Below are 22,059 nucleotides of genomic sequence, written 5' to 3'. Positions count from 1 at the left end.
TGAAATGGCAAAAATGCATGGAATAGAGGCTGTGGAGTTCGTTAAAGAAAGTACTCCCGAAGTAAAAAAGGGACACCGCAGGATGAAATCCTACGCTGTCCCGCTCTGAATCATAGGTACGTTATGCCCCAACATGGAGCTCAAACTCGGAGTTTATTTAGAGCACCTATCGTAACGATCCACGATCAGCAAAGTCTCCTTGCACCCACAAATTCTTAGATAAACATCGTTTTGGAGATAATGACCAGCAAGATGAACAGTACGAGGATCGTACCCATCGAACCCCAGCTTCCGCCGCCATGACCATAGGATACTCCACAACCCTGTTGATAACCGTGCATCATTGGAGCCTGATTGGCATGGTGTCCGTATCCATAGCCATATCCCATTGGCATTGTTCCACAACCATATCCATACCCATGCATTTCATGACCTGTGTATTGGTATCCTTGCATATGCTCATAACCTCCCATATGTCCGTATATGTGTCCCTGTCCGTTCGGTGAATTCGGTTTTACTTCGCTCATTGTTCATTCCTCCTTAACATTTGCCTACACCCCTAAGCTATGTATTCAGCCTACCTCTGGACCGGGCTATCGCCCTCATTTTGACAAAATGGGCGTTTAGCCATTAGGTACCTTCCCCATTTTCCAAGCATACGCCGTCATTCCATTACTTGAATTCCACCAATTCTACCTTTCAACCACACGCTATCTTATCTTCCTGGCTCTCCCCCATGCTTGTCCTCCAGAAAAAAAACCCCACCGGTTGCCCGGCAGAGCTCGTCATATTATACCCAGAATGATTTAGTGATGATTACGAGAAGAATGAACAGAACCAGGATTGCTCCAGTCGATGTCCAGCCGCCGTATCCTACGCCTTCAACTACGTTGCTCATGCAGAACCCTCCTTTACAAATATATTAGGGTCCAAGCGGTTTATTAGATCAAGAATGCTTTAGAGATGATGACCAACAAGATAAAGAGAACCAAGATCGCGCCAGTCGATGTCCATGCGCCGCCGTATCCACCTACTACTCCACTCATGTAAACCCCTCCTTTTGATTTGAGGTACAGTTCACTATATGCACCAATCACACATGGGACCGGGCTCAGGTCGAAAATGGGCTGTTTTTTTCCACCGACGATTCGTTAATTGCACCTACATAAAGGGTCAGTTCTTAAGTCTGAAAGTTATGTTCAAATACATTTAAGTCATACTTAAATCTTACGGTTATATCCATCAAATGTATGTACTATCGTTCAAAATGGATACCAATACGGTATATTATTAGCTTCTAACTTGTTAAATACAGATAAATTACCTTTTTAGTAATTATGAATACTGAAATCTTTATTTATGTTATTATTTTACTAATAAAGTAGAAAGGAGTTTCTATGCTCACGACCTAAACTAGATTATCCAAAACGAAATGATGACCTTAGAAAAAATCCCAACCGATGGGAAGCACATTAGGAGAAATTAGACATAATGAAGAAACTTATTACGATTTTGGCATTAGCCACATTGCTTAGTGCTTGTGGTAATTCAGAAACAAACACAACAACCAATAGCCAAACGACCGAAGCATCCAAGGCAACTGAAACTGTCTCAACAGAAGCAAAAGCTACGAAATACACTACATATAGTGGAGAAGGATTTTCTTTTGCATATCCTGAATCCTGGAAAAGCGTAGATACAAGTCAAATGAATGTTCCATCCATTAAAGCTGCTTTTTCAGACCAATCTTCATCAGCCACATTTGCAGATAATATGAATCTGACGATTGAGGCCAGCTCAACCGGTTCAATCAATCCTGAAGAATACGCCAATAATATAGTGGATTATTACACACAAAACGGTTCAAGCATCGGCATTTCCGATTATAAAAAAACCAGCTACACAAACAAGCCTTATAAAGAATATAGCGCGGGTGTCTTGGAAGGAGCCTATAAACACACCTCGGGTACAGATGTTGTCCTTGTCCAATATCTGATTCCGACCAATACAGAACTCTATACCATGACGTTAACCTACGCCAAGGATACTTATAATCAGGATGAGATCAAAGATATCTTGGATTCCCTAAGCATTACTGTTCCTCTGGAGCAAACTGCAACGACTGGAAATACATCTGCCACAGCATCAGCTGCGGATTTCTTTAATGAGTTAACTCCCTACATTACAGAAGACACAGCCTTTATGGAGCAGGCATCTTATGATTTCTTTGGTAAACATAACGATGTATTCCCGGCCATTACGGCAGAACTAAGCAAAAAGGTACAGGGGCTCGTTGACTCCAATGTAACGACCCGTCATCTGAATAAAAATGTAGCCAACTATTACAATACTTTCGTACAAGTTAACGGGGAAGTCATTTCCGTTGAAGAAGATAGCTCTCTCGGAGCAACTTTCTCTATTGTTCATGTCATGGATGAGAACGGAAACGATATTATAGCGTTATATCCTGCAACGACCGGAGATTTGCTTGATGGTGATTATGCCACTGTTATCGGTGCTCCAATTACCAACTTCTCTTTTGAAAATGTTGGCGGTGGTTACACCAACGCCACGTTAATTGGAGCCTCATTGGTAGTTGCAGATTAATTAAAATGTTAAATGAGTATACAAAAAGGCCAGCTCTTTAAAAGACTGGTCTTTTTGACATTCGCTTTAGGGATATAAAGTATTTACATTAGGAACTAATTGGGTCTTGCCTGCTGTGACGACAGTTTATCCTGAACCGATTGTAACTTCTGTATACTTGAGGCATCCGGTTTATCACGACGGTCGTCAATTTTGACGGATGTGGAAACACGCTGAGCTCCTGACAAAAACGGTGCTTCATGCAGAGCCGCAATTGCTGTAAAGATCTCGTTAAGCGGTCCCTCAATAATGGTGCTCATGGAAGTTAGCTGATATGTAATGCCCCGTTGATGTTCCAATACCTTTTGCATGTCCGCCACATAACTGCTTAGACTGGTTGTACCCGTTCCGATTGGAATTACAGTCACTTCTGCTATTGCCATTTTGCTCCGCCTCCTCTGGGCCCCGTGAACAACCGCTGCCGCTGATTTTAGTCGATTTTTGACTACTTTTATTCTACCAGTTGAATGCGTTACAATTCAAACTGACGTGAAGACGTCATTCAAATTGTTCAAAAATTTTTTTTGATAAATCTTCAAATCTTCCAGTCCTTTTCCTTTGCGGATTCCTGGCTTAAATGGTATACTCGGAATTACGTTTTACTGGTTCTGCCCACTTTACAAACACAATATGTTGGGTTACAGTATGTTGACAGCTACAAAATGTAGTAACACTAGATTTCTCCGCTTCTAATAGTCACCTTCTGCAATCTCGCGAAAAACAGGATGAAATCACCTCCAAAGGCACGTCCCTGTAGGTGTAAATCGCTTTCTCGAAACAGAGTTGACACGGAGGTTAACGGGGCTGTTTGGACTGCATCCGGTATCCTCAAACTACAGGCACATCTGCATATAGACAAAAGCTTACATAAGCACTCTTTTCTGTCGATATCCTGAACCTCTAAGACAGTAAGGAAGCCAGAGCATCCATGGGCATTTTCAGCCGCGAGGCGGGAGAATGCTTTTTATATGAGCATGTTCTGCATTGTGCTGCTTTGTGCACCTCAAGTTGAGCGATTTAAGACATGAACTTGTCACCGCCGTTTCAGTCCGCAAAACGTAACCTATTTCTTTTTCTCACCGTAAGAAGACACTCAATTCTTTATATAAAGAATTTCTCCAATTTATCTCTTAAACATGCGAAAGCGAGGAATATTCATGCCACAAGTTGTGACCAAGCCGAACAACCGCCAGCTTGCCTTTGATGATATGCGCATCTCGGTATATGCCGACCGTATTCTGGAAGGACTGGACATGCTCGACAAGGAACGTCTGGTACGCGGGGTAAACAGCAAGCTCCGTCGTGATGAAGTTACCGGAGACGAAATCAGCAACGCTTTTATGATGAGCGCACTGGAACTGGTAACCAAAGAGGAGCCTAACTGGAAATTTGCAGCGGCACGCTCCCTGCTCACTTCCCTGTACAAAAAAGCGGCTACCAACCGCAGATACAAGTCTTATCCGGACGAGCCTTATGGCGCATTCCACCCTCTTCTTGTAGATCTCGTGAAAAAAGGCATCTACCGTGAAGAATTGCTGGAATGTTACACCAAAGAACAGATCGACGAACTTGCTGAATGCATTGACTACCGCAACGATCTGCTCTTCGATTACATCGGCTTGCTCACACTGGCAGAACGTTACCTCGCTCACGATTTTGACGGAAAAGTGATGGAGTTGCCTCAAGAGCGTTACATGGTTATCGCGATGTACCTGATGCATCAGGAGCCTGCTGAGAAACGTATGGATCTCGTTAAGGAAGCTTACTGGGCGATGAGCAACATGTATATGACAGCAGCTACACCTACGATGTCCAATGCCGGTAAAAAAGTAGCTGGACAGCTCTCAAGCTGCTTCATTGATACCGTAGACGACTCACTTGAAGGTATCTTCGATTCCAATACAGATGTAGCACGTCTGAGCAAAATGGGCGGCGGCATCGGCGTGTACCTCGGTAAAGTAAGAGCACGTGGATCGGATATCCGTGGGCACAAAAACACAAGTTCTGGTGTAATTCCTTGGATTCGCCAACTGAACAATACAGCGGTCAGCGTAGACCAGCTTGGTACACGTAAAGGTGCGATTGCCGTATATCTGGATGTCTTCCACAAAGACATTCTGGCGTTCCTCGATCTGAAGCTGAACAACGGTGACGAGCGGATGCGTGCACATGACGTATTCCACGGGATCTGTCTGCCTGACTTGTTCATGGAGCGCGTATCTAGCCGCGGCGAATGGAGCTTGTTCTGCCCGCACGAAACAAAGAAAGTGATGGGTTGGAAAGACGAGAACGGTCGTCCACTCGGACTGGAAGATTTCTACGATGAGTCATTTGGTGCAGGTGCGTTCCGTGATAAATACGAAGAAGCAGTTAACCACCCGCTGTTGTCCCGTATCACCGTTCAGGCGATTGATATTATGAAACGTGTGATGAAATCCCAGCTCGAAACAGGTACACCGTACATGTTCTACCGGGATACCGTTAACCGTGCGAACCCGAACCGTGCACATGGTATGGTCTACTCTTCCAACCTTTGTACCGAGATCATGCAGAACCAATCTGCCACTGTGGTAGAAAAAGAAGAACTCGTAACCAAAGATGGACAAACTCGCATCGTGATTTCCAAAGTGCCTGGCGACTTTGTTGTCTGCAACCTGAACTCCATTCACTTGGCACGTGCCGTGCCTCACAATGTACTGGAGCGTCTGGTACCGATTCAGGTGCGTATGTTAGACAACGTTATCGACATTAACAACATCGAAGTGTTGCAAGCCCAATACACCAACAGCCAATATCGCGCAGTCGGTCTGGGAACATTCGGACTTCACCATTTGCTTGCCCTCGAAGGCATTCGCTGGGAATCTGATGAAGCGGTAACGTATAACGATAATCTGTACGAAAAAATTAACTACCTGCTTGTGAAAGCCAGCATGGAGCTGTCCAAAGAAAAAGGACATTATCCGAAATTCAAAGGTTCCGATTGGGAAAGTGGTCACTACTTCGACCAACGCGAGTACACGTCAGGTGAGCGCGTAGGCGAGTTCGTAACAACCGAACAGTGGAAAGAACTGCAAACCCAAGTACAGCAAAACGGTGTTCGTAATGCTTGGATGTTCGCCATTGCACCAAACGGTTCCACGTCCATCATTGCCGGCTCTACGGCCAGCATTGACCCGCTCTATGAGCTGTTGTCTTATGAAGAGAAAACAACATACAAGATTGCCAATCCGGCACCTGATCTGTCCGAAAAAACGATCTGGTATTACAAAACGGCATTCATGGTCGATCAACATGCTTCCATCAATATGGCTGCTGCGCGTCAGCGCCACGTCGATCAGGGACAGAGCTTCAACCTGTATGTTCGTCCGGATATCAAAGCAACGGAATTCCTGGAACTGCACTTGCACGCTTGGAGAGCCGGCATGAAATCGACGTATTACGTTCGTAGCCGGGCATTAACCATTGAAGAATGTGATTCTTGCGCAAGCTAAGTTTTATCCATGATAGAGAAGATTGACTAGATTCACGATGACCACCAGGGCATCCTGTTTTGATTGCAAAATGGCGTTGCCCTGGTTCTTTTTTGCCTAAAACACGATCACAGCATCGCAAGATGTTGATATAGATGCCACATTATACAACCCTAATATATAAAAGAATTAATGATTACACGATAACGAAGAGGACAGAAAAAAGCTGAAGAAGCGGAGCTAAAAGCTTTCTGTAAGAAAGCTACTTCGGAAGCATACACTTCGCCTTTATCACCGGATTTTCCCCTTTGAAAGAGGGAATCAAAAAAATCAGGGGATAACAGCGATCGTAAGGTTGTTCTGTCATCGTAGTTATACAGTGTAAATTCATTCAAGGAGTGAACGGACTATGCAAGTACAGAAAATTTTCAACACCGAAGCCCCTAACCAATCAACCCGTATTATTGAAGGTGAATGCTCCGGTATCCTAAACTGGAACGACATTCGCATGCCTCATATGTACAAATTGTACAAAGTACTGCTGCTCAACCACTGGATCGCAGACGAGATTCCAATGTCCAAAGATGCTTCCCAGTTTGCTCAACTGGACGAGGAAGAGCAACGCACATTTAAAATCAACATCTCCCTGCTCGCGGTACTTGATTCCATGCAGACGATGTTTGTTGGTGACGTAAAACGTTACTTTACCGATTCTTCACTCGAAGCGATCTCGGCCATTATCGGACAACAGGAAGTCGTTCATAACCAATCGTACTCCTACGTCCTGTCTTCCATCGTATCTGATCGGGAGCAAAAGGAAATTTTTGAATACTGGAAACATGATCCAGTCCTGCTTGACCGCAACCGTTTCATCGCTGATATCTATCAGAACTTCCGGGACGAGCCGTCTCCACAGACGTTCTTCCAGGCTATGGTAGCCGATCTGGTACTCGAAGGAATCTTCTTCTATAGTACGTTTGCCTTCTTCTACAACCTGGCCCGTGACCAGAAAATGATGGCAACCAGCCAGATGATCTCGTATATCCAGCGGGATGAAAACCAACACTGTTACTTCTTCGCTGAAGTGTACAAACAGTTGCTGGTAGACTTCCCTGAACTGAACACACCTGAGAACATGGACTATGTATACAAAACAATCCATCGTGCTGTTGAGCTTGAAACCAACTGGGCACATTACACACTCAGCAACGTGCGTGGTATTGACCTGAACGAGTTGGAAGATTACATCAAATACATCGCCAACAAACGTCTGCGTCTGATGGGTATGGAAAAAGCATATGAAGGTGTAGATGTAAACTGCATGCCTTGGATCAAACCATTCTCCGATGAAGCATTGAATGCAACCAAAACCGACTTCTTCGAAGCTAAATCCCGTAACTACGGTAAAGTTGGCGACGATAACGGATTTGACGATTTGTAATAAAAAATAGAATATAAATAAAAACAACACTCCCTGAACTGTGGCTATAATGCCTAAGTTCAGGGAGTGTTGTTTAATTCGTATGTACAAACATCATATCAGCGTTGAACTATTATAACTTAATAGAGATATTTCTTAATCTAATAAATTCAAGAATCGTATATAATTCTTGAAATTTTTCATTGTTCAATCTTCTTTCATTTGCTGTATGAATATGAAACGGGTCATACATCGTGATATTAGCGGGTGTTTCATCAGGATGATAATGAGCATGGAATTTCATAATCAACTCCTTTTGATCATCATACCAATCATACCAATATAACTCGATGAATCCCCCGTTTCGATCTATCTCCTCTACACAGTACATCTTCGATAAATCATTAAAGACAATTGTTTTACGAATAGTTCTAGCGCTGCTCGGAAGACCCTGGGCACCATCTCGAATCTCCATAATAATATCTGAAAAATCATTCTCAATAAAACGAAAATTACTTTTCGGTATTTTTAAAGCCAAGACGCTGCCTCCCCAAATGGTGTTTCCAAACTTGTGCATCGGTTTCTTCTTCAGGTGTTAAGTTCAATTTAGTTCCGAGTGTCCGTTCGAATTCCCCTTTGTATTTATCTTCATATAAGGCAATTTGCCCCGTGTGGTAATCCAGGTCACTGACTTCTATTGTGGATTGGTGTTCTGCCTCTTCTTTTTTCCACATAGTCACAATGTCTTTAATCGTCGTTCTCTTACCTGATCCATACACATATGTAGTATCGTCTGGGATGAGATTATGTTTGTTGGACCCGGCTCTTTGAATCCCCATAAAACGGCCTTGATCAATCCAGTTGAAAATCGTCGTAATACTCACTCCAAAAAACACAGATAATTCTTTAGGAGTATAAGAACGTACAACCTCAGTAGAAGGAACACCACTGTCTGTAATTCCTGTCGGTACATCCACTGCTTGACTTAACGCGTGTTTGAGAAGAGTAACATACTTTTCTCTAAAAATATCAGCATCTTCAAAGATAGATTCATCCAGGCTACGAACAAATTCAGCATTATTTTTGACTGCAAGTGCCAGCACTTTGAAAAGTAAAATACTATTATCCGAATTACTCAAGCTCTGAACTAACTCAGAAGCAATCTCATCCGTGTTCTGACTAAATATATTCTTCTCAACTCTTGTGATTCCCATATCCATCTCACCTCACACCCCTAGTATAGGATAGTAAAGTTTAACTTTCAACATAATACTTAAATAAAGTTAAACATAACTTAAACTATATAGATTAAACTTAAAGTATACTTAAACAGTATGCTACGAAGAGCTTGATTTATACATTCTCCAACCAACACACACTTATTATATAATGAAAGAGATTCATACCCCTCTACGGAAGTGAGGCCTATTCATGGAAAGAGAACTGCTGGAACAAATCAACTTGTGGCATGAGCAGGACCAATTCAATCTGATTATTAAACGTATTGAACGGATCCCCGTCTCAGAGCGGGATTATGATCTGATTGGTCAACTCGCCAGAGCCTATAATAATGACGCACGTTACCGCGAAGCCATTAAACAACTGTTGTCTATCGAGGAGCAAGGGGTAAACGACCCGCTCTGGCAATATCGCTTAGGGTACGCGTACTGTTATATCGCCAACTATGAACAAGCACTATTGGCGTTTGAGAGAGCTAACGAACTTCAGCCACATGATGAATCAACCCTTGAATTTCTAAGTCAGATTCGACCTTTCGCCGAGAAGATGCGGCTGGATCGTCAACGCCATGAGGAGAATATCGCAGCTTTAGAGCAGAGCGGTACACAGAATCATCTAAGAGCCGCTTCAGGGACCTATGATCCGGCAAAGTTCTGGGTACAGAGCGATTATGCACTGGACAACCATGTATCAAAACCTTTTGACGAAGAAGAAATTGTATCTATTGAGCAAGAACTAGGTTACAAGCTGCCCGCATCCTATATTCAACTAATGAATACGCAGAACGGCGGTATCCCTGCGCTCACTGTATTTCCCACCAAAGAAGCAACTTCCTGGGCTGAGGATCACATAGCCATTTCAAGCATTATGGGAATCGGACACGATAAAATATACGCACTCTCTGGTGAGATGGGAAGTCGGTTCATGATCGAAGATTGGGGATACCCCGATCTGGGGATTGTGATCTGTGATTGTCCATCCGCTGGTCATGATGTCGTTATGCTGGATTATCGTTTCTGTGGTCCTGAAGGCGAACCCTGTGTAGTCCATGTGGATCAGGAAAATGATTATGAGATTACATATCTTGCGCCGAATTTTGAAGCTTTCATCCGTGGATTGGTCGATGAGGACACGTATGACCTGTCTGACGAAGAGAATGAGGACTAAAATCCAGGAGGGTCCGGCCATATGACAACCCGTATATATTTTGGTTCCAATCAACTGGGCGAAGTGGCCGCAGTTTCATTGCAGGATGCGCTGAATGAGCTTGACCTGGGAACCCTTGAAGATTATCGACGAACGGATAAAGGTGTTATGGGTCAGACACTGCTCATTCGCTCTTCCCGTGGAGAGTATATTCTGAAAGGCAATCCTTTATATGCAGGACAGTTACAGGAAGAAAAGTTCTTTGTAGAACAACTGGCGAAACATACGTCCATTCCTGTCCCTGATCCATATCTATTACATGAAGATACCCATCTGCTAGGCTGGAGTTATGCCATAATGCCACGCCTGCCCGGAAATCACCTGTATGATCCAGCATTCCAGGCTTCACTGTCACAGCAAGATCAGGAAGAGATCGCCTGTATGTTTGCCCATACTTTGGCAGAACTGCACCGCTGGAAGGTTCCTGATGCAGGGGAATATGATCCTGTAGCGCAGCAGATTGTTTCCTTTGCAGGCGATTATCTGGACTGGTTGTACGGAACCATTCGTCACTGGTTACATGATGCTGAACAGTACTCGGTAATTACGGATGAAGATGTTCAGTGGGTGGACGAGCAATTCCAGAATGCTGAACCGGCATTTCGTTCCAAAGCTGTTCCGGGTTTTGTCATGGGAGACTTCAAGGTCGAGAATGTTCTGATTCAAAATCTGGACGACCGTACTTCAGGGTGGCAAATTAGTGGTCTGTTCGATTTTACAACTGCCTATTTCGGAGACGGCACAGCTGACCTAACCAAAATATCCACCAGGTATGTTCGTGAGGGTCAACCAGAACTGGCCGCACAGTTCCTTCGCTGCTACCGGGATCTGGTCTGTGCAGCAGATGAGGAGAAATGCCACCACTTCCGCACACGTCTCAGCATGCATCTGCTCTATCAACGTATCTTGTGGTGGGGGGAAGCCAAAGCGACAGGACAAGTGACGTGGGCAGCCGACCTGCCTTTTGCACAGTGGGCGCAGCAGTCCATTAATTCGATTGTCACATTGCTAGATTAGTAGAATGTATCATTCCATATATGTCGCCCAACATCCTGGCGCACGCATAAAACCGCCAAAGATCATCCTTGATCTTTGGCGGTTTTCCTCATCTCACTATATTTAAGTCAACGATGGAATCTCTCAACTAAGCTTGTGCGACGGGTGACTCCTGATGTTTCTGCAAAAACTCCAGCATCCGGCGGTACACGAGAATCTCGTTTGTTTTTCTGGAGAAGCCATGACCCTCATCATCCAGAACGATGTATTCCACATCAACTCCCTTGGACTGGAGCGCAGCCACAATCTGATCAGATTCGGCCTTCACGACCCTTGGATCATTGGCACCCTGAATGACCAGCATGGGGTTAACCATCTGATCGAGATACGTAATGGGTGAATCCTTCGTTAAACGTTCGCGGTCACGGACCGGGTCACCCAGCCAGTTATCCATCATCGGCTTCCAGTCTTCCGGTACGGATTCCAGGAATGTGAACAGGTTACTTGGCCCAAAAATATCGACCGCAGCCCGGAACAGCTCCGGATGGCGACCTGCCAATAACAGGGTCATATATCCCCCGTAACTTCCACCTACCACAAACAACCGCTCTGGCGATGTAATTCCCTGATCAAACAACCAGTTGATCCCGGAAACACAGTCCAGCCTTGGACCCTCACCCCAATCACGCTCAACCATCTTGACGAATTCCGCACCATATCCGGTACTGCCCCGGAAATTCGGTGCAAAGACATGATAGCCCTGAGCGAGCATCATCTGGAACATCGGCCGAAAAAACTTCGCTTCGGATGCTTGCGGCCCACCATGAGGCCAAAATACGGTGTAGCCATTGGCCTGCTCTGGCTTTGCTTTGAACAAGAGAGCTTCGATCTCCAGTCCGTCGTAGGAGTTATACCGAATCACGTCAGGGTACACGAGATCACTTGGGTCCAGTCCGGTTACCCGATTGGCAGTCAGCGGCTCCCAGGACTCAGAACCTGCGATTTTGCGATAAATGTTATGCGGTTGGATCGCTCCACGTCCGAGGATATATACATTGCCAGCCTTCGTAACGTTCACCTGTTCTATCGTATCCAGCGGCATATCTATGCGCCGAGGCTCATCGGCATTTTTACCCAATACGTACATACGATTCTCCGGCCCTGTAAGTGTCCAGAAATATAAGGTCTCGGAAGCCTGATGCCAGCGGATAAACTCCACATCTTCCCCTTCGATTCTGCACAATATACGGAATTCGCGGGTATCGATACGGTACTCAGCCACATAGGCGTATGCGGAGTCATCATTGGTAATAAACAGAAGGCGATTGTCATCTGCAAAAATCAGATCAGATACCTGACTATGACGTTCTGAAGCTGGCAGAATCTCCATTTCTTCATTATTACGATACAGATGCGCCGTCTGATACGTATTGGAGTACATCTTTAAAATAACAAAACTTTTCTCGTCAGGGCTTACAGCAAACAGGCTGCTCGTAACCTCTTCTCCACTGTATAACAGTTCATCTTCCCCTGTCTCCAGATCGATGCGGCGTGAATTCAGATAATTCGGATTACCCGCGCTGGTGACATAATAGAGACGCTGTCCATCCTCGGACAACTCAGAGAAATAACAGCGATCATTTGGTTCTGCCGGAACCACAGGCAGTGGAACGCCACCCTCGGGTGGAAGTGCATACAGATGATAGTTCTCATCTCCATCTCGATCAAATGCGGTAAGAAGATGACGTCCTTGCGGGTCTGCTTTGATAAATTGACTGCTCTGATTCAAGTACGTTAAAGGATACGGGTATCCTCCAGGCAAATCCATCGCCCAAATATTCGGCTGACCGTTCAGATTGCTGTCCATGAACAAACGTTTCTCGTCTGCCGATACGGCAAAATGCGAAATACGGTACGTCTGAAAATATTGCTCAACATCCGGTTTAGGGAACTGAATCATGACAAACCTCCTTGGAATGGAACCAACGAATTTAACATTGGTAAATTAAGGTACCATTTGTCCATATTATAGGTAATGCCAATGTTTAGACAATAGATATGTGAGTTATAATTCCAGATTTTCTCGATTTGTACATGAAACTCACGTATAAAAGGTCATATGAGCTTTGTCTTCGCGATAATAATCCAGCCTTTGCTTCATCGTACCTGTATGCAGTTCGAACAGATGACCATCCGGATCGGTAAAATATACAGATAATGCATCCCGCGGATCTCTTGGCCTTCCGGGAAGAATGTCAGCCCCCGCTGCTCGCAGCTGCTGCACAGACGCATCGAACTCCTCTTCTGTAACGGTAAATGCAATATGGGTATAGGTTCGTTCCGTATAGTTGCGAATAACATCCTCCTGATTCAGGGCAATCCACAGACCGGCAAGCTCAAAATAAGCCAGTTTGCGTCCTTTCACCTGAATTCGGGCACCGAGAGCCTGCTCATAAAAGGTAATGGCCCGCTCCAGATTGGATACGGAAAAGCACAAATGATTAATTCCTTGAATATTCATGTGGCTCCTGACACCTCCATCAATTTAAGGATCTATCCTTATTATGGTATATTCTGTGCAAAAAACAACCGCTCTGCTGCTTCCTCCCGCACCTTCTTCTGGGCGAATGCATAGGTTATCCGTATCAATGAACGTTCGAGGAGGATGTAAAGCGAATGAATCCTGTCTATCCTTTTTATGGTGAGAAAACGGTATGCAAGGAGCAAAAGCTGGCATTTCCACCCCAGCATCAGGACCAGCAACCTGGTCTGGAAACCCTGATGGTGCCTGAACCGATCAGTGAAGATCCTGCCTATATTGGCAGCTGCAAACTCCAAGGTAAAGTTGCCATTATTACGGGTGGGGACAGTGGAATCGGCCGGGCGGCCGCCATCGCTTTTGCCAAGGAAGGTGCGGATATCGTCATTGCTTATCTATATGAACGGACAGATGCCGAAAGGACTCGTGAACGGATCGAAGAGCTGGGACAGCGCTGTCTCTTAATCGAGATTGATCTCCGCTTAAAGAAAAACTGTGAAGCCGTCATTCGCACAACCATGGAAACCTACGGGAAGATCGATATTCTGGTCAACAATCATGGCGTACAGTATGTGCAGCCAAGCATCGTTGATATTACAGAAGAACAGCTGTATCACACCTTTCAGACCAATGTGTTCGCTTATTTCTTTCTGATTCAGGCCGCTCTCCCCCATCTGTGCAGAGGTGCCTCCATTATCAATACGGCTTCCATTACAGCATATAAAGGCAATACCCAACTGATCGACTACTCTTCTACCAAAGGAGCCGTCGTATCGCTGACTCGTGTACTCGCCCAATCACTCGCTGCACAGGGAATCCGTGTGAATTCCGTCGCCCCGGGACCCATCTGGACACCGCTCATCCCTGCCAGTTTCTCCGCTGAGGATGTACAGGTATTTGGAACAGATACACCCATGGGTCGAGCTGGTCAGCCTTACGAACTGGCGGCAGCCTACGTTTATCTCGCTTCCCGCGATTCATCCTACGTCACAGGTGAATGCATTCATGTAAATGGCGGCGATATGGTAACGACTTAGGCTGATGTCAGGTTGGATTTGGCAGGTGTGGCAGGATATCGGTTGTCCAGTTGCGAAGAGGGTTAGGAGTATGATCCGGTTATGCCGGAGCCTGACATCTAGCGACAAGGAGCTGAACAACCTGATGAACTTCGACCCACTCTACCAACCGTACCCCTCTTACCGCGTGCCTGTGTATGCCAAGCAAGGCATGGTCGCCACGTCTCAGCCACTGGCTGCACAAGCCGGTCTGGATGTTTTGAAAAAAGGCGGCAACGCCATTGATGCCGCCATTGCAACTGCGGCAGCACTCACCGTGCTGGAGCCTACGTCTAATGGCATTGGAGGCGATGCTTTTGCCCTCGTCTGGACCGAGGGCAAACTGCATGGCCTTAATGCCAGCGGCCCTGCGCCTCAGGGCATATCCATTGAGGCGCTTCAAGCGGCAGGCTATACGGAGATGCCGAGGCTTGGGGTTGTTCCGGTGACGGTGCCTGGCGCACCGGCGGGTTGGGCTGAGCTGAGCCGCCGTTTTGGGCGGCTCACGCTGGCGGAAGCGCTGGAACCGGCCATCCGCTACGCGGAGGAAGGTTACCCGCTTGCGCCTGGGCTGGCCCGCCACTGGGCAAGGGCAGCCGAGATCTATGCACGCCAGGGTGATGCGGAAGCAGGGCGTGCGTGGTTTGAGACATTTGCTCCAGGCGGGCGTGTTCCCGCAGCTGGAGAGTTGTGGCGCTCGCCGGATCATGCGGCGACTTTGCGCCAGATTGGCGAGAGCGAAGCGCGAGACTTTTACGAAGGAGAACTGGCAGAGCGCATTCATTCCTTTATGGCAGAACACGGTGGTTATCTGACCAAAGATGATCTGGCGGCATTCCAGCCCGAGTGGGTTGATCCCATCTCCGTCTCCTATCGCGGATACGATGTGTGGGAGATTCCGCCGAATGGACAAGGACTGATTGCTCTGGCGGCGCTTAATCTGCTGAAAGGTTACGCATTCGACGAGAAAGAATCCGTTCTGGCGTATCATCAGCAGCTCGAAGCCATGAAACTGGCATTTGCCGACGGGGAAAAATATATTACCGAAGAGCGCAAAATGGGCGTGACGGTGGAAGAATTGCTATCCGAGGCATACGCAGAAGAACGGCGCAAACTCATTGGTGATACCGCACGTGCACCTGAGGCAGGTGATCCACGAGCAAGTGGAACGGTCTATCTGGCTACGGCGGACGGTGAAGGTAACATGGTTTCCTTTATCCAAAGCAATTACATGGGCTTCGGGTCTGGATTAGTTGTTCCAGGGACAGGCATTGCATTGCAGAATCGTGGACACAACTTCTCACTGGACCCGAATCATGCAAATGCCCTGGAGCCGGGCAAACGGACGTATCACACGATCATTCCGGGGTTCCTCACCCGCGGCAGCGAAGCGGTTGGGCCATTCGGTGTCATGGGTGGTTTCATGCAGCCGCAAGGTCATGTACAGGTAGTCATGAATACGATCGATTATCACCTGAACCCACAGGCCGCCTTGGATTCTCCACGCTGGCAGTGGACGAAGGGCAAAACAATTCTCGTGGAACCGGGGTTTCCACAGCACATTGCACAGGCACTCGCCCGCAAAGGACATGATATTCAAGTGGCACTCGATCCATCCCAGTTTGGACGTGGTCAGATCATCTGGCGCAACCCGGACAATGGCGTATTATGCGGGGGTACGGAAACTCGAGCCGACGGCTCGATTGCGGCTTGGTAAAACTCGCTTCATTTTTATAATAGGATGATCACCTTATCATCCGTATAGGGTGCTATTCTATGGCACAAGAGAGATGATTCATGTCACCTCTCTTGTGCCTTTTTGGGACTTTTAACGTCAGTAAACAACTTACTGTAGATATTTATGTACCCTTTTAACCAGAGAAATGTAAAAATAATGTGTAATTCATGAAAAATATTTATTTTTTCGTAATTTTTCACTACATACCATAATTCACAGTGCCTTTCTTACCGATATAGATAAAGGGAAATCCTCACCATACGTGTCATCATGTACACGTCATTCCCTGGAGCTACGGAACCATGCAAAACAGAAAAATGCGACTACAGAAATGAGGGTAACACACATGAAAACAAACAAGAACAGACGCGCAGGTCTAGGTCTCACCCTAATGATGATCCTGACGGTACTGATCCTGGGGGCATGTTCAGCCAATAATACAACAACGGCAACAGACACAAGAACAAAGGTTGGGATCGTGCTTACGGAAGTGGGTCTGGGTGACCGTTCTTTTAATGATGCTGCTTTTGATGGGCTGGTTCAAGCCAGAAATGAGAAAAGCATTGTCTTTGACTATCGTGAACCGGGCGACAATTTAACTGCCGAAGCTGCATTTGAGGAGTTTTCAGAAGCCAAATTCGATCTGATTATCGGCCTAAGTGATACAGTTCAAGCGGATATGGAGAAAGTTGCAGCCAAATATCCTGACCAACAGTTCCTCATGATTGACAGTCAGTCCGAACTGCCTAACATCGCCTCCATTTCATTCCGGGCCGAAGAAGGGAGTTATCTGGCAGGTGTTATTGCCGCTATGGCTTCAAAGGAAGATCATGTCGGCTTCCTTGGTGGAATGGAGATACCGGTCCTTCGTAATTTCGAGCAGGGTTTTAAGCAAGGTGTTCTGGCTGTCAAGCCGGATGCAACCGTTGATGCTGTCTACGCAGGGGACTTCGGTAATGCCGAGCTCGGTGAACAACTGGCTGCACAGATGATTCAGGAAAAGGGCGCTGACGTGATCTATGTGGCTGCCGGTCTCACAGGTGTGGGCGCACTGACGGAGATTCAGAAATTAGGGAAATACGCCATCGGTGTAGATACCGATCAATTCTTTTTGGCGGAAAAAGCCATTCTTACGTCCATGCTGAAAAATGTGGATGTCTCTATCTATAATGCCGTTAACACGTTTATTAAAAACAATCATACTTTCCCTCAAAAGGAAATCGTGGAGGGGCTGGCGGAGAACGCCGTGGGTCTGACTGCTCTACATAATATCACGCTCAGTGATGAACAACAGCAAACCTTCGAAGATCTGAAGGCAAATATCTCTTCCGGTCAAATCAAAATTAAGCTTGATCAATAACCCATCGGACACAAGGAGGTACGCACATGAAACTACAGGGAAAACTGATACTTAATGCTCTAATTTCACTACTTTTAAGCCTTGTGCTGGTCGCTTATATCATCATGCAACTGCTCGGTATGAATGCCAAAAATCAAAATCTGGTACCAGCCATGCTCAAGGTTAGTGAACTGAATGCTAATCAGATTCAGACCCAGCAGGCACTGGATGTCTATTCGTTCTCCATGACAGCAGGAAATCAGGATGCAGTACTCCGCTTGCTGGATGAAGGCCAAACGATGATTCAGGACCTTACGGACGGATTGCTCGAAACAGATCAGCAGTTACAACTTATTCAGTCCATCGAGACAAAATTACAAGCTCTCAACCAGGGAGCCACCGAAGCGATGAGTGCGATGAACAGTGCGGAAGCGAAACGTTACAGCACTCGGGTTCGGGGCATACAGAATGATATCTATTCGTTAGATGAGATGACTCGGGATCGTTATGATCAATACACCGTCGATTTGGAACATGACATTCAGCAAACGTGGCAAACCGCTCTGGTAGGAGCCATCGTATTGCTCGTCGCCGTAATGCTGTTTAATATGTATACTTCACGGCAGATCGCCAAGCGTATTCGAACACTCAAAGACGCCGCAGGACAAATTGCGGACGGTGACCTGACCGGACAATTACCGGAAGCTCGGGGCAAAGATGAACTCGATGACCTGAGTCGCTCCTTCGGTATCATGACTCATAATATCCGCGGCATTATTCAATCCATTGGTGAAGCGGGTCATCGTGTCGATCGGATGGCGCAAGATATTGACCGCGGTAATGATACAGCCCAAGCGATCGTGCAGCAAGTATCCCGCACCACGGAGGAACTCTCGATTGGCAGTCAAAAGATTGCCGAGGATCTAAGTGAGACGGTGATGGTTGTGGACAAAATGCAGTCTACTTTCAATAGCAATCTGGAGGCCACTTCCCAATCGGTGATCGATGGTCGTGAAGTATTAACTACCGTTGAGGAAGGTAATAAGGCTGTAGCGGAGCAACTCCGCCTGGCCGAGGTGAATCGCATGGCGATGTCCGAGGTGGAACAAACGGTGCGGGAACTGGAAGAAAGCGCGGTTCGAATCACTACGATGACGGCATATGTATCGGAGATTGCCAAACAAACGACCATGCTCTCGTTAAATGCCTCTATTGAAGCTGCTCGCGCTGGAGAAGCCGGACGTGGCTTCGCTGTTGTTGCAGGCGAGGTGAACAAACTCGCCGAACAATCTGCACAATCGGTGAAACATATCTACGCGGCTGTGGGCGAGATCACAACCTCCATGGACAAGGTGAAGAACTCTGTAGCACAGAGCATGCAGTTATTCGGTGAACAAGAACAAGCCACTGGCCAGACTCGCGAATCCTTCTCTGCCATTCGTGAAAGTGTGGAGCGCATTAGTACGGGCATCCATCAGCTTGCTGAGGACATGCAACACTCCAATGAACTCAGTACACAGGTGCAACAGGCCATCGAAAATATCAGTGCCATCACCGAGCAGTCGGCTGCCAGCAGTGAAGAGATTACCGCCTCCACGTCGGAACAACAACGATCTTTCGCTGATGCAAGTATCAAAGTGAAGTCATTGCGTGATATCAGTGCAGAGATGCATCAGGAACTACTTCGATTCCGACTGTAAGGAGGATGCCAGGAGAATTCGGGACGGACGTAGGCCGGATGTAGTTTAGATGCAGATTAGATGCAGGTTAGATGCAAATTTCAGGCAGATTATAGGCAGGTTAGATCCGAGCCAGGATCAGGCAGCGTGAGCATACAAACAAACAAATAAAGGGGAGCCTCCGTCATGAATCATGGCAGGGCTCCCCTTTTCAGTAACTGATCGTTGTCGTCTCATCTAAAAAATTAATTCGTTTCAAAGATATGAAAGTATATAAATTGAACTAAACATATACAAAAAACGGAGAGGACAGAAAAAACCTGAAGAAGCGGAGCTACAAGCTTTCTGAAAGAAAGCTGCTTCGGAAGCATACGCTATCCCCGGATTTCCTAATTTATAAAAGAAAAAACTGGGGATCACAGCGATCGGAAGGTTGTTCTGTCAACAGAGTGTCTAGTGTAAATATTCTTTAGTTCAACTTATATAGATACAAGTCTCAGCGTTTCATATCCAAACGTTTAACGAACCGTGCAAACCTTATTGGGCCATTAATTGTAGATTATAAAATCTAACAAATCTCAGGCACTCTATTTCCTAATTTAGTCCGGTTTTTCAGGTGTTTTCTCTGAAATACGCAGAAATAACGTGGATGAGATTCGTTAGCTTTTGCTCCTCGATGTAAACCGTGGTATAAGGTGTATCAGGTTCGTTAGGGCATTGAGCATTGGGCAATTGGGCATTGGACATTGAGTACTGATACTGATTATCGTTGAATAATGGACAATGATCAACGTGCACTCATCTACTTTTGATGCGCTGGTGCGCTGGTTCTTTGGTTCGTTGGATTACTTGCAGTTTGAAAATGAATCGTCATAGGCGTAGCTCAAAACCGTGAGCTTCTCCCACTGCCCCATCCTCACAGTGCGTCGATGATGTCTCCGGCTAGCAGGGACGATGGCTCACCGCGCAGCAGTGCTGCTCGTTCGGCGGCCTGTCCGTGGAGATATACGCCGAACGTGGCGGCTTGCTCCGCGCTGAGCCCTTGGGCGAGCAGACCGGCGATGATGCCGGTCAATACGTCCCCGGCACCGCCAGTCGCCATGCCGGCGTGCCCGGTGGTGTTGATGTACGCCTCGCCGGATGGCGTTGCGATGACCGTTCGTGCTCCTTTGAGCACAAGGGTCACGCCCTGCTCGCGGGCGTATTTTGCAGCGTGTCCAATGCGGTCACGCTGCACCTCTTGGGTCGACATGCCCAGCAGTCGACCCATTTCGCCAGGGTGCGGCGTCAGGATTGTCGCCGCACTTCGCTGGCCCCAGTCGCGAGGCCCATGTGGGCCAGCGTCTGCCAGCATGTTGAGGGCGTCCGCGTCGATGACGAGCGGACGATCCGTTTGTTGCCACAGACAGCGCAGCCAGTCTGTGTCGCCTTTGAAGCGGCCGAGGCCCGGGCCGGTCGCGAGCACGTCGCGGCTCTCCGCGAGACGCAGCACGACGCCCGCGGAAGCCGCGTTCCATTCGCCGCTGTCGCCATCGGCGGCGGCAGCGAGCATGAGCTCGGGCACGGTGCCGATGACATGCGGCAACAGTGCCGCGGGCAGCGCCCATGTGGCAAGCCCGCAACCTGCGCGCAGCGCGGCTTTGGCCGAGAGCAGGCCGGCGCCGCTCATCGGCAGACTTCCTGCGGCCAGCAACACGTGGCCGTAGGTGCCCTTATGGCCGTCCGGTGCCCGGAGACGGCCTGTATCCACGCGCAGCGCACCGCGCAGCACCTCGTCCGTCAGCAGACGGACCGAGGGGCCATGCTCTGGCGCAAGCCGCGCGGGAATGCCGATGGCGCGCACCACAATGCGCCCCGCGGCAGAAGCGCCCGGGTACTGCACCAGCCCGCGCTTAAGCAGCGCGAGACATACGGTCACCCGAGCTTGAATGCAGGGCTCGTACACCTCTCCGGTGTCGGCGTCCAGCCCGCTTGGCACATCGGCAGACACGACCGGCTTGCCGCTGTCGTTCGCCGCCTCAATCAGCGCCGCGTAAGCTCCCCGCGGCGCCCCCCGCGAGCCGGTGCCCAGCAGCGCATCCACGATGCCTGTGCACCGGCTGAAGTCCACGGCTTCGCGCCCGTGGACAAGGGCAGGGATGCCGAGCTGCGCAGCGGCATCCCGTTGCACTGCGGCTTCACCCCGCAGTGCCTCAGGAGCATCGGCGTAAACTAATGTCACGCCAAGCCCCGCTTCAACCAAATGGCGCGCGGCCACCAGCCCATCGCCGCCATTATTGCCCTTGCCGATCAGCATGTACCACTGCTGATCTCCAGGGCGCTCCATCACCAGCGCCGGATCGGCGATGATGTCGCCACCATAACCTTGCCGATCACCGGGCCCGGTGTGTGCCCGCCTCGCATCTCCCATACCACTATAGCCCTTGCTGCTATAGCCAAGCTGCCCTGAATCCGCAAGCCGGCCTTCTGCCTGCCCTTCCCGGCACAGCTTGATCACTTCCTCCGCTATGGCGTGGCCTGCATTCTCCATTAGACTGGCAGCAGGAATACCCAGCTTATGAATGGTATACTCGTCCACAGCTCTCATCTGTTCAGCGGTTACGATAAACAACGTTCATCCCTCCCCGTGACAAGCTCATCTCATACTTAAAGTAGCAACTTTGCACCTAAACTCTGCATCTTATATGTGTATCGCTATCTTTCCTCTTACCTCATCCAGTTACCACAATCCA

18 protein-coding genes are annotated in these 22,059 nt (G+C 47.7%); 9 read left to right on the top strand and 9 right to left on the bottom strand.

Annotated elements, in window-relative coordinates:
* Positions 1 to 215 precede the first annotated feature (215 nt).
* The 3 genes from MHI14_RS29885 to MHI14_RS29875 form a co-directional block, all read right to left on the bottom strand.
* A complete protein-coding gene (locus MHI14_RS29885; RefSeq protein WP_240768282.1) occupies positions 216 to 527 on the bottom strand; it encodes a hypothetical protein in 312 nt (103 codons plus the stop codon).
* A gap of 263 nt (positions 528 to 790) precedes the next feature.
* Positions 791 to 898, bottom strand: coding sequence for a hypothetical protein (locus MHI14_RS29880; protein WP_017690879.1), 108 nt, complete (start codon positions 896 to 898; stop codon positions 791 to 793).
* Between the two features lie 43 nt (positions 899 to 941).
* Entirely contained in the window at positions 942 to 1,046 is a 105-nt protein-coding gene (locus MHI14_RS29875; protein WP_017690880.1) for a hypothetical protein, read from the bottom strand.
* A gap of 445 nt (positions 1,047 to 1,491) precedes the next feature.
* Between MHI14_RS29875 and MHI14_RS29870 the strand changes: the two genes are divergently transcribed.
* A complete protein-coding gene (locus MHI14_RS29870; protein ID WP_133386884.1) occupies positions 1,492 to 2,607 on the top strand; it encodes a PsbP-related protein in 1,116 nt (371 codons plus the stop codon).
* Positions 2,608 to 2,702: 95 nt separating this feature from the next.
* On the opposite strand, the gene MHI14_RS29865 is transcribed toward MHI14_RS29870, so the two are convergent.
* A complete protein-coding gene (locus MHI14_RS29865; protein WP_133386885.1) occupies positions 2,703 to 3,029 on the bottom strand; it encodes an MTH1187 family thiamine-binding protein in 327 nt (108 codons plus the stop codon).
* A gap of 774 nt (positions 3,030 to 3,803) precedes the next feature.
* Between MHI14_RS29865 and MHI14_RS29860 the strand changes: the two genes are divergently transcribed.
* The gene (locus MHI14_RS29860; protein WP_133386886.1) at positions 3,804 to 6,137 is read left to right on the top strand and encodes a ribonucleoside-diphosphate reductase subunit alpha; all 2,334 of its coding nucleotides are present in this window, start codon (positions 3,804 to 3,806) and stop codon (positions 6,135 to 6,137) included.
* A gap of 388 nt (positions 6,138 to 6,525) precedes the next feature.
* Positions 6,526 to 7,557 (top strand): ribonucleotide-diphosphate reductase subunit beta, encoded by a 1,032-nt coding sequence (locus MHI14_RS29855; RefSeq protein ID WP_062837278.1) that lies wholly within the window; start codon positions 6,526 to 6,528, stop codon positions 7,555 to 7,557.
* A gap of 112 nt (positions 7,558 to 7,669) precedes the next feature.
* Here MHI14_RS29855 and MHI14_RS29850 read toward each other — a convergent pair whose 3' ends face one another.
* On the bottom strand, positions 7,670 to 8,074 hold the full coding sequence (locus tag MHI14_RS29850; protein WP_051447033.1) for a toxin-antitoxin system TumE family protein: 405 nt from the start codon (positions 8,072 to 8,074) through the stop codon (positions 7,670 to 7,672).
* Entirely contained in the window at positions 8,049 to 8,756 is a 708-nt protein-coding gene (locus MHI14_RS29845) for a helix-turn-helix domain-containing protein (RefSeq protein WP_091038267.1), read from the bottom strand. Before MHI14_RS29845 ends, MHI14_RS29850 begins: the two co-directional genes overlap by 26 nt.
* 211 nt (positions 8,757 to 8,967) lie before the next feature.
* Here MHI14_RS29845 and MHI14_RS29840 point away from each other — a divergent pair, with 211 nt between their 5' ends.
* The gene (locus tag MHI14_RS29840; protein ID WP_341131936.1) at positions 8,968 to 9,942 is read left to right on the top strand and encodes an SMI1/KNR4 family protein; all 975 of its coding nucleotides are present in this window, start codon (positions 8,968 to 8,970) and stop codon (positions 9,940 to 9,942) included.
* A 21-nt stretch (positions 9,943 to 9,963) separates the two neighbouring features.
* On the top strand, positions 9,964 to 10,998 hold the full coding sequence (locus MHI14_RS29835; protein WP_341131935.1) for a phosphotransferase family protein: 1,035 nt from the start codon (positions 9,964 to 9,966) through the stop codon (positions 10,996 to 10,998).
* A gap of 127 nt (positions 10,999 to 11,125) precedes the next feature.
* On the opposite strand, the gene MHI14_RS29830 is transcribed toward MHI14_RS29835, so the two are convergent.
* Together MHI14_RS29830 and fosB are read right to left on the bottom strand one after the other, a co-directional pair.
* On the bottom strand, positions 11,126 to 12,937 hold the full coding sequence (locus tag MHI14_RS29830) for a S9 family peptidase (protein WP_341131934.1): 1,812 nt from the start codon (positions 12,935 to 12,937) through the stop codon (positions 11,126 to 11,128).
* A gap of 141 nt (positions 12,938 to 13,078) precedes the next feature.
* Complete coding sequence (gene fosB / locus MHI14_RS29825) at positions 13,079 to 13,498, bottom strand: metallothiol transferase FosB (protein ID WP_091038258.1); 420 nt, start codon at positions 13,496 to 13,498, stop codon at positions 13,079 to 13,081.
* Between the two features lie 155 nt (positions 13,499 to 13,653).
* Between fosB and MHI14_RS29820 the strand changes: the two genes are divergently transcribed.
* From MHI14_RS29820 to MHI14_RS29805, 4 genes are all read left to right on the top strand, one after another.
* A complete protein-coding gene (locus MHI14_RS29820; protein WP_036607429.1) occupies positions 13,654 to 14,553 on the top strand; it encodes a glucose 1-dehydrogenase in 900 nt (299 codons plus the stop codon).
* A gap of 124 nt (positions 14,554 to 14,677) precedes the next feature.
* Complete coding sequence (locus MHI14_RS29815; RefSeq protein WP_341132040.1) at positions 14,678 to 16,288, top strand: gamma-glutamyltransferase family protein; 1,611 nt, start codon at positions 14,678 to 14,680, stop codon at positions 16,286 to 16,288.
* 367 nt (positions 16,289 to 16,655) lie between these two features.
* A complete protein-coding gene (locus tag MHI14_RS29810) occupies positions 16,656 to 17,669 on the top strand; it encodes a BMP family lipoprotein (protein ID WP_133386891.1) in 1,014 nt (337 codons plus the stop codon).
* Between the two features lie 26 nt (positions 17,670 to 17,695).
* Positions 17,696 to 19,348, top strand: a complete 1,653-nt coding sequence (locus tag MHI14_RS29805) for a methyl-accepting chemotaxis protein (protein WP_133386892.1) — start codon at positions 17,696 to 17,698, stop codon at positions 19,346 to 19,348.
* A gap of 895 nt (positions 19,349 to 20,243) precedes the next feature.
* On the opposite strand, the gene MHI14_RS29800 is transcribed toward MHI14_RS29805, so the two are convergent.
* Positions 20,244 to 21,938, bottom strand: a complete 1,695-nt coding sequence (locus MHI14_RS29800; protein WP_341131933.1) for an NAD(P)H-hydrate dehydratase — start codon at positions 21,936 to 21,938, stop codon at positions 20,244 to 20,246.
* Positions 21,939 to 22,059: the final 121 nt, after the last annotated feature.

Source organism: Paenibacillus sp. FSL K6-2393 (assembly GCF_038002545.1).
Taxonomy (GTDB): Bacteria; Bacillota; Bacilli; order Paenibacillales; family Paenibacillaceae; genus Paenibacillus.
Note: the sequence above shows the minus strand (reverse complement) of the source record. Positions and strands in the feature narration are given on the sequence as shown.

Coding starts and splice junctions, on each gene's coding strand:
- MHI14_RS29885 (WP_240768282.1), bottom strand. CDS start 527: ATGAGCGAAGTAAAACCGAATTCACCGAACGGACAGGGACACATATAC.
- MHI14_RS29880 (WP_017690879.1), bottom strand. CDS start 898: ATGAGCAACGTAGTTGAAGGCGTAGGATACGGCGGCTGGACATCGACT.
- MHI14_RS29875 (WP_017690880.1), bottom strand. CDS start 1,046: ATGAGTGGAGTAGTAGGTGGATACGGCGGCGCATGGACATCGACTGGC.
- MHI14_RS29870 (WP_133386884.1), top strand. CDS start 1,492: ATGAAGAAACTTATTACGATTTTGGCATTAGCCACATTGCTTAGTGCT.
- MHI14_RS29865 (WP_133386885.1), bottom strand. CDS start 3,029: ATGGCAATAGCAGAAGTGACTGTAATTCCAATCGGAACGGGTACAACC.
- MHI14_RS29860 (WP_133386886.1), top strand. CDS start 3,804: ATGCCACAAGTTGTGACCAAGCCGAACAACCGCCAGCTTGCCTTTGAT.
- MHI14_RS29855 (WP_062837278.1), top strand. CDS start 6,526: ATGCAAGTACAGAAAATTTTCAACACCGAAGCCCCTAACCAATCAACC.
- MHI14_RS29845 (WP_091038267.1), bottom strand. CDS start 8,756: ATGGATATGGGAATCACAAGAGTTGAGAAGAATATATTTAGTCAGAAC.
- MHI14_RS29840 (WP_341131936.1), top strand. CDS start 8,968: ATGGAAAGAGAACTGCTGGAACAAATCAACTTGTGGCATGAGCAGGAC.
- MHI14_RS29835 (WP_341131935.1), top strand. CDS start 9,964: ATGACAACCCGTATATATTTTGGTTCCAATCAACTGGGCGAAGTGGCC.
- MHI14_RS29830 (WP_341131934.1), bottom strand. CDS start 12,937: ATGATTCAGTTCCCTAAACCGGATGTTGAGCAATATTTTCAGACGTAC.
- fosB (WP_091038258.1), bottom strand. CDS start 13,498: ATGAATATTCAAGGAATTAATCATTTGTGCTTTTCCGTATCCAATCTG.
- MHI14_RS29820 (WP_036607429.1), top strand. CDS start 13,654: ATGAATCCTGTCTATCCTTTTTATGGTGAGAAAACGGTATGCAAGGAG.
- MHI14_RS29815 (WP_341132040.1), top strand. CDS start 14,678: ATGAACTTCGACCCACTCTACCAACCGTACCCCTCTTACCGCGTGCCT.
- MHI14_RS29810 (WP_133386891.1), top strand. CDS start 16,656: ATGAAAACAAACAAGAACAGACGCGCAGGTCTAGGTCTCACCCTAATG.
- MHI14_RS29805 (WP_133386892.1), top strand. CDS start 17,696: ATGAAACTACAGGGAAAACTGATACTTAATGCTCTAATTTCACTACTT.